The following is a 6,676-nucleotide window of genomic DNA, read 5'->3' as shown; positions in this document are numbered from 1 at the left end:
CCCCCCCCCCCCCCCCCCCCCCCCCCCCCCCCCCCCCCCCCCCCCCCCCCCCCCCCCCCCCCCCCCCCCCCCCCCCCCCCCCCCCCCCCCCCCGCCGCCGTGCGGAAGGGACGGCCTAGCGGGCGGTCTGCTTCCGCAGGACGTCCACGGCCCTGTCGAAGGCCGAGTCCCTCCCGGCGGCGAACTCCTCGTCGGTGAAGACCGGCTCGGTGAGGTGCGGCGCAATGCCCGTGCCGTCGAAGGTCCCGCCCGACCGGGTCAGGTACTCCTCGTTCGGCAGCCAGGCCGCCATGCCGTTGGGGAGGCCGCGCACCATGACGTCCGAGAAGACGCCCTGCGTGGGCTGCCCGATGCGGACCGTCCGGCCCGGCCGGTCCATGAGGGCCTGGACGAACGTTTCTCCCGCGCTGACGGTCGATCCGCCGGTCAGGACGGCGACCGGGCCGGTGTAACGGACGCCCTGCGCCGGCGTGACGTACACGGGCTGGGGGAGGGTGTGCCGGGTGGGGTCGGCGGGGTCGTTGCGGGCCCGCTTGGAGTAGGCGAGGTAGGGCGTGTCGGTGAGCCGCCCGGCGAGGTGCACGCCCAGGGCGTCGGAACCGCCGCCGTTGATCCGCAGGTCGATGACCAGGCCCTTCGGCGGCCGGCCGCCGTTCCGCCCGAGGGCCGTGTCCAGGGCCCTGTCGAGCTCGGCCAGCTCGGCGGCGTACGGGGCCCCGTCGGCCGCGTACCCGGCGAATCCGGAGATCCGCACGTAGCCCTGCCCGCCGGGGAGGTCGGCGTAGGTGATCCGCCCGTTGGCGAAGTCCCGGACGTTGCGGGCGTCCTTGAGGTCGCGCCCCACGACGAACTCCTTGACCCTGGCGTCCAGCGTGCCATCGGGCTGGACGGTGCCGGGGCGCCCCTGTGAGAAGAACCGCCTGCCGTCCTGGACGGCGACGTGGGCGTCGTTGAGCGGACCGACCATCTCGCTGAAGACGGCGAAGAGTTCGTCCGGGGACGTGTCCTCGTGGACCCCGGGCCGGTAGCGGTCGCGGACGGCGTGCCAGTCGACGCCCTTGGCGGCGAAGAAGGGGTAGTTCTCCTCGAAGGTCTGCCAGAAGACGTCGAAGGCGGCCGGCGACCCCTTGGCGGCCCGACCCGTACAGGCGTCGGGCAGCGCCGCGATCCTGTGCAGGTTCCGCGCGCCGACGTCGCCGTCCGCCCGTACGGACCCGCTGTCGCCGTCTCCCCGGGTGCGCACCGTGAGGACGACGCCGTCGCTCCTGGTGTAGGCACCGGGGCCGGTCCGCCGCGCGGAGTCGCCCGGCAGGCAGCTGACGGCGGTGGTCTGGTACTCCTGGAAAGTTCCGTTCCGGATGGACAGCACGGTGCCGTAGCCGTCCGTGCGCCAGATTCCGTCGGTGGACGGCGCCTGGGCCGCGGTGGCCGGCGCGGCTCCCGCGGCGAGGGCCAGGGCGACGGCGGTGGCCGTGATGATGCGCACGTTGTTCCTTGTCTGTGGACGGTTTTGCCGGGACCGCCCCACCGTCGCCGCCCCGGGGTTCCCCCGGCCATCCGGCTGCCCGGCCGACGGGGGGTGGGGACAGCCCCCTGTGCCGGAGGTGGGGCCGGCCCCCTCCATGGCCGCCCGACGACCGCCGGCCGACCCGGGGTCACCCGTTCCGCCACGCGAGACGCCCCCGGCACCCGCACCCCGCCGGGGGATAATCGCTGCTGTGAGCGACGACGACCGACGAGACCAGACCCACGGCCGGGAAGCGGACGCGGACCGGCCGGCCCCCGGGCCCCGGCCCGAGCCGATCAAGTTCTTCGGCACCACCTGGGTGGAGCACGACAACGGCTACGTCCTGCGCCGCGTCGCCGTCGCGGCCGGTTCGCTGCTCGGGGCCTTCGCCTCCGCGTACCTCCTGCGCTTCGCCTACGAGGGCCTGGAGATCGGCAACGTCGGCCCGTTCCTCAGCATCTCCGTGGTCGTGCTCTTCGCGATCGCCAGTTCCATCGCCTTCGTCAAGACCTGGGAGTCCTTCGGCCGCCGCCCCGCCCCGTCCTCCGACGAGGCCGCCCTCAAGGGCCTGAAGGCGATCGGTTTCATCGGCTCCCTCATCGCGTACTTCCTGCGCTGCCTCGTCGAAGCCCCCGGCGAGAAGCTCCGCCGCGCCGAGTACGAGCGGGCCGAGGCCGAGTACGCCCGCCGCCGCAGCACCCGTACCGGCAACCCGGCCGCCCGCCGCCCCAAGCGCAAGAAGTAGCCCGGGCGCACCCCGCGCCACCCGGTGGCCGCCCCCGCGCCGGACGGCGACCGGGCCGGGCGGCGACCGGGGCCGGCGACGTTCACCCCTCCCGCCGATTGACGGCCGGCACCGCCAGGAGCATTATTCATCACATGATGAATAACGGGTCCGAGAGGCCGTCGTCCACCGCACCCCCCGCCGTCCACGCCCACCGCCTCACCGTCCGCCGCGGCACCGGCCGCACCCCGCGCACCGTCCTCGACGACCTCGCCTTCGAAGTCCCCCGCGGCCGCATCACCGGCCTCCTCGGCCCCTCCGGCTGCGGCAAATCCACCCTCATGCGCGCCGTCGTCGGCACCCAGGCCCACGTCACCGGCACCCTCGACGTCCTCGGCCGCCCCGCCGGCCACCCCGCGCTCCGGTCCCGCATCGGCTACGTCACCCAGGCCCCCTCCGTCTACGACGACCTCACCGTCCGGCAGAACCTCGACTACTTCGCCGCCGTCCTCGACCCCGGCCGTGCCGCCGCCGACCGCCGCCGCGAAGCCGTCACCCGCGCCATCACCGACGTCGACCTCACCACCCGCGCCGACGCCCTCGCCGGCAACCTCTCCGGCGGCCAGCGCAGCCGGGTCTCCCTGGCCGTCGCCCTGCTCGGCACCCCCGAGCTGCTCGTCCTCGACGAACCCACCGTCGGCCTCGACCCCGTCCTGCGCCGCGACCTGTGGAACCTCTTCCACGACATCACCGCCACCCGCGGCGCCACGATCCTCGTCTCCTCCCACGTCATGGACGAGGCCGAGCGCTGCCACGACCTCCTCCTCATGCGCGAGGGCCGCATCCTCGCCCAGGACACCCCCGACGCGCTGCGCACCCGCACCCACGCCACCACCGTCGAGGAGGGCTTCCTCCGCCTCGTCGACGAAGCCGCCGCCGCGGCCGCCCGCACGACCTCCCCCGCCCTCCCGACCCAGGAGCAGATCCAGCGATGACCGCCATGACCGCGATGAGCGCCGCCCGCACCACCGCCACGGCCGCCCGCGTCCTGCGCCAGCTCCGTCACGACCCGCGCTCCATCGCCCTGATGCTGCTGGTCCCCGTCCTGATGCTGACCCTGCTCCGCTACGTCTTCGACGGCAGCCCGCGCACCTTCGACACCATCGGCGCGTCCCTCCTCGGGATCTTCCCCCTCATCACGATGTTCCTCGTCACCTCCATCGCCACCCTGCGCGAACGCACCTCCGGCACCCTCGAACGCCTCCTCGCCATGCCCCTGGGCAAGGGCGACCTCATCGCCGGCTACGCCCTCGCCTTCGGCGCCGTCGCCGTCGTCCAGTCCCTCCTCGCCACCGGCCTCGCCCTCTGGCTCCTCGGCCTCGACGTCGTCGGCTCCCCCTGGCTGCTCCTGCTCGTCGCCCTCCTCGACGCCCTCCTCGGCACCGCCCTCGGCCTCTTCGTCTCCGCCTTCGCCGCGTCCGAGTTCCAGGCCGTCCAGTTCATGCCGGCCGTGATCTTCCCGCAGCTGCTCCTGTGCGGACTCTTCGCCGCCCGCGACACCATGCAGCCGGTCCTCTCGGGCATCTCCGACGTCCTGCCCATGTCCTACGCCGTCGACGGCATGACCCAGGTCCTCACCCACACCGACATGACGGCCGACTTCGTCCGCGACACCGTCGTCGTCGCCGCCTGCGCCCTCCTCGTCCTCGCCCTCGGCGCCGCCACCCTCCGCCGCCGCACCCCGTAGACCGCCCACGGACCGGACACACCCGGCCCGACCGCGCAGCCGGGTGCAAGGATGAGCGCGTACGTCCTTACGTTCGTTCGGCGAGGTGAATCGGGCATGACCCAGACAGTCGCAGTCCTCGGTACCGGCAAGATCGGCGAGGCCCTGCTCAGCGGGATGATCCGCGGCGGCTGGCCCGCGGCGAAACTCCTCGTCACCGCCCGCCGCCCCGAACGCGCGGAGGAGCTCCGCACCCGCTACGGCGTCGAGGCCGTCACCAACGCCGAGGCCGCCAAGCGCGCCGACACCCTCATCCTCACCGTGAAGCCGCAGGACATGGGCAAGCTCCTCGAAGAGCTCGCCCCGCACGTCCCCGCCGGCCGCCTGGTCATCAGCGGCGCGGCCGGCATCCCGACCTCCTTCTTCGAGGAGCGGCTCGCCCCCGGCACCCCCGTCGTCCGCGTCATGACGAACACCCCCGCCCTCGTCGACGAGGCCATGTCCGTCATCTCGGCCGGCAGCCACGCCACCGCCGCCCACCTCGCCCACACCGAGGAGATCTTCGGCGGCGTCGGCAAGACCCTGCGCGTCCCCGAGTCCCAGCAGGACGCGGCCACCGCCCTCTCCGGCTCCGGCCCCGCTTACTTCTACTTCCTGGTCGAGGCCATGACCGATGCCGGCATCCTCCTCGGACTGCCCCGCGCCCAGGCCCACGACCTCATCGTCCAGGCCGCCATCGGCGCCGCCGTGATGCTCCGCGACAGCGGCGAGCACCCGGTCAAGCTCCGTGAGGCCGTCACCTCCCCGGCCGGTACGACCATCAACGCGATCGTCGAGCTCGAACGGCACGGCGTACGGGCCGCCCTGATCGCGGCCCTCGAAGCGGCCCGCGACCGCAGTCGCGAACTGGCCTCCGGCAACAGCTGACGCAGACGTCCGGAGACACGGGTCGTAGGGGCCCGCGCGAGCGCGGCCCCTACGACCCGGTCCCCCCTCAGGCCTCCAGCAGCCCGATGGCCCGGTACGCCCGGTCCACGACCGGCCGCGCCAGGGCCCGCGCCCGCCCGGCCCCCTCCCGCAGCACCTTCTCCACCGCCGCCGGATCGGCCGCGAGCTCGGCGTGCCGCTCCTGCACCGGCCGCAGCAGCTCCACCACCGCGTCGGCGACGTCCCGCTTGAGCGCCCCGTACCCGCTGTACCCCTCCGCGAGCGCGGCCGGATCCCCGTCGGTACAGGCGGCCAGCACGTCCAGCAGGTTCGCGACCCCCGGCCGCGCCTCCCGGTCGTAGACGACACCGCCGTCCCCGCTGTCGGTCACCGCCCGCATGACCTTCTTACGGATCACCTCGGGCTCGTCCAGCATGAACACCACCCCGGGCCCCGCCCCGCCGGACTTCCCCATCTTCGACGTGGGCTCCTGAAGGTCCATGACCCGCGCGGCCACCTTCGGCAGCGTCACCTCCGGCACCGTGAACGTGTGCCCGTACCGCTGGTTGAACCGCACCGCCAGATCCCGGGCCAGCTCCACGTGCTGCCGCTGGTCCTCACCCACCGGGACCTCCTCGGTCCCGTACGCGAGGATGTCGGCGGCCATCAGCACGGGATACGTCAGGAGCGACAGCCGTACGCCCTCCCCGGACGCCTGCGCCTGCGCGGACTTCTCCTTGTACTGGATCATCCGGCGCATCTCGCCGTCGGTGGCGGTGCATTCCAGGACGTACGAGAGACGGGTGTGCTCGTCGACGTGGCTCTGCATGAACAGGGTGCACTTCTGCGGGTCCAGCCCGGAGGCGAGGAACAGCGTCGCCACCTGCCTGCTGAGCCGGCGCACCCGCGCGGGGTCGTGCTCGACGGTCAGCGCGTGGAGGTCCACGACGCAGAACAGCGCCTCGTCCGGCTGCTGGTCGGCCGCGACCCACTGCCGGAGGGCCCCCAGGTAGTTCCCCAGCGTCAGGTGCCCGGTCGGCTTGATCCCGCTGAAGATCCTCGTCATGTTCCTGTCTCCCTGTTCGTGGCTGGTGTGTCGGTGTCGGGACCGCCGCGTCGGGCGACCGAGCCACTCCCGGGAGGGGAGAAACAGAAACGGCCGCCGGAAGCGGCGGCCGTGAGCGCATGCGTGCTCGCGTGTCGGTCGGCCGCCGTCAGGCGGCCCACCAGCGAAGGCTGGGCACGAGCGCATGCGTAGTCATGGGAGGCAGCGTAGCCCGGGAGGTATGAGGAGCGTGTGAGGTTTCCGGACAACCTGCCGGGGGTTGACACGTCTGTGCCCGATCCGTAAGGTTCTTCGAGTTGTCCGAAGTGAGCGCCGACCCCGGTCGGTCCCCGGACAGCCATCCCGCACTACACATTCGAACGAACGACGCATGTTGTCGTCTCGTTTTCATGCGTATTTGCGAATGAGGAATCTGCGTCCCAGGACGCGGCCCCCGATTGGCTTCGGGGGCAGGGAATCCGCTACTGTCTCACTCGCCGGAAGGGCCCAACAGCCCGGAACGCAAAACCCGCTGACTGGGAGTCAGGCCCGAAAGGATCTGATAGAGTCGGAACCGCCGGAAAGGGAAAGCGCGAAAGCGCAGGACCTCGAAAGCACCGAGGAAAATCGGACACGAAAAAGTCTGATAGAATCGGAAACGCAAGAACAACAGAACGAAAGCCCGGAGGAAAGCCCCAGTAAGTGTTACTGAGGGTGAGTACAAAGGAAGCGTCCGTTCCTTGAGAA

The 6,676-nt window shown here is 72.4% G+C and carries 6 protein-coding genes; 4 read left to right on the top strand and 2 right to left on the bottom strand.

Annotation, left to right across the window (positions count from 1 at the left end; genetic code table 11):
- Window positions 1-115: 115 nt before the first annotated feature.
- A complete protein-coding gene (locus tag ACZ5D2_RS40735; RefSeq protein WP_468936778.1) occupies window positions 116-1,486 on the bottom strand; it encodes a S41 family peptidase in 1,371 nt (456 codons plus the stop codon).
- A gap of 232 nt (window positions 1,487-1,718) precedes the next feature.
- On the opposite strand from ACZ5D2_RS40735, the gene ACZ5D2_RS40730 reads away from it, so the two are divergent.
- From ACZ5D2_RS40730 to proC, 4 genes are all read left to right on the top strand, one after another.
- Entirely contained in the window at window positions 1,719-2,252 is a 534-nt protein-coding gene (locus ACZ5D2_RS40730) for a hypothetical protein (protein WP_371678023.1), read from the top strand.
- A gap of 134 nt (window positions 2,253-2,386) precedes the next feature.
- Window positions 2,387-3,226 carry an ABC transporter ATP-binding protein gene (locus tag ACZ5D2_RS40725; protein ID WP_468936775.1) on the top strand — a complete coding sequence of 280 codons (840 nt, stop codon included), beginning with the start codon at window positions 2,387-2,389 and terminating at the stop codon, window positions 3,224-3,226.
- On the top strand, window positions 3,223-3,978 hold the full coding sequence (locus tag ACZ5D2_RS40720; RefSeq protein WP_371678025.1) for an ABC transporter permease: 756 nt from the start codon (window positions 3,223-3,225) through the stop codon (window positions 3,976-3,978). The genes ACZ5D2_RS40725 and ACZ5D2_RS40720 overlap by 4 nt, the downstream gene beginning before the upstream one ends.
- 96 nt (window positions 3,979-4,074) lie before the next feature.
- The gene (gene proC, locus ACZ5D2_RS40715) at window positions 4,075-4,884 is read left to right on the top strand and encodes a pyrroline-5-carboxylate reductase (RefSeq protein ID WP_371678026.1); all 810 of its coding nucleotides are present in this window, start codon (window positions 4,075-4,077) and stop codon (window positions 4,882-4,884) included.
- Window positions 4,885-4,951: 67 nt separating this feature from the next.
- Here the strand turns inward: proC and trpS are convergent, their stop codons facing one another.
- The gene (gene trpS, locus ACZ5D2_RS40710; protein ID WP_371678027.1) at window positions 4,952-5,950 is read right to left on the bottom strand and encodes a tryptophan--tRNA ligase; all 999 of its coding nucleotides are present in this window, start codon (window positions 5,948-5,950) and stop codon (window positions 4,952-4,954) included.
- Window positions 5,951-6,676 lie beyond the last annotated feature (726 nt).

This window comes from Streptomyces sp. NPDC031479, from assembly GCF_055581065.1.
This window is presented reverse-complemented; position numbering and strand designations above follow the sequence as displayed.

What these genes read in the sequence shown, in the direction of transcription:
- ACZ5D2_RS40725 (WP_468936775.1), top strand. Translation starts at nt 2,387, where the DNA reads ATGATGAATAACGGGTCCGAGAGGCCGTCGTCCACCGCACCCCCCGCC.
- ACZ5D2_RS40720 (WP_371678025.1), top strand. Translation starts at nt 3,223, where the DNA reads ATGACCGCCATGACCGCGATGAGCGCCGCCCGCACCACCGCCACGGCC.
- proC (WP_371678026.1), top strand. Translation starts at nt 4,075, where the DNA reads ATGACCCAGACAGTCGCAGTCCTCGGTACCGGCAAGATCGGCGAGGCC.
- trpS (WP_371678027.1), bottom strand. Translation starts at nt 5,950, where the DNA reads ATGACGAGGATCTTCAGCGGGATCAAGCCGACCGGGCACCTGACGCTG.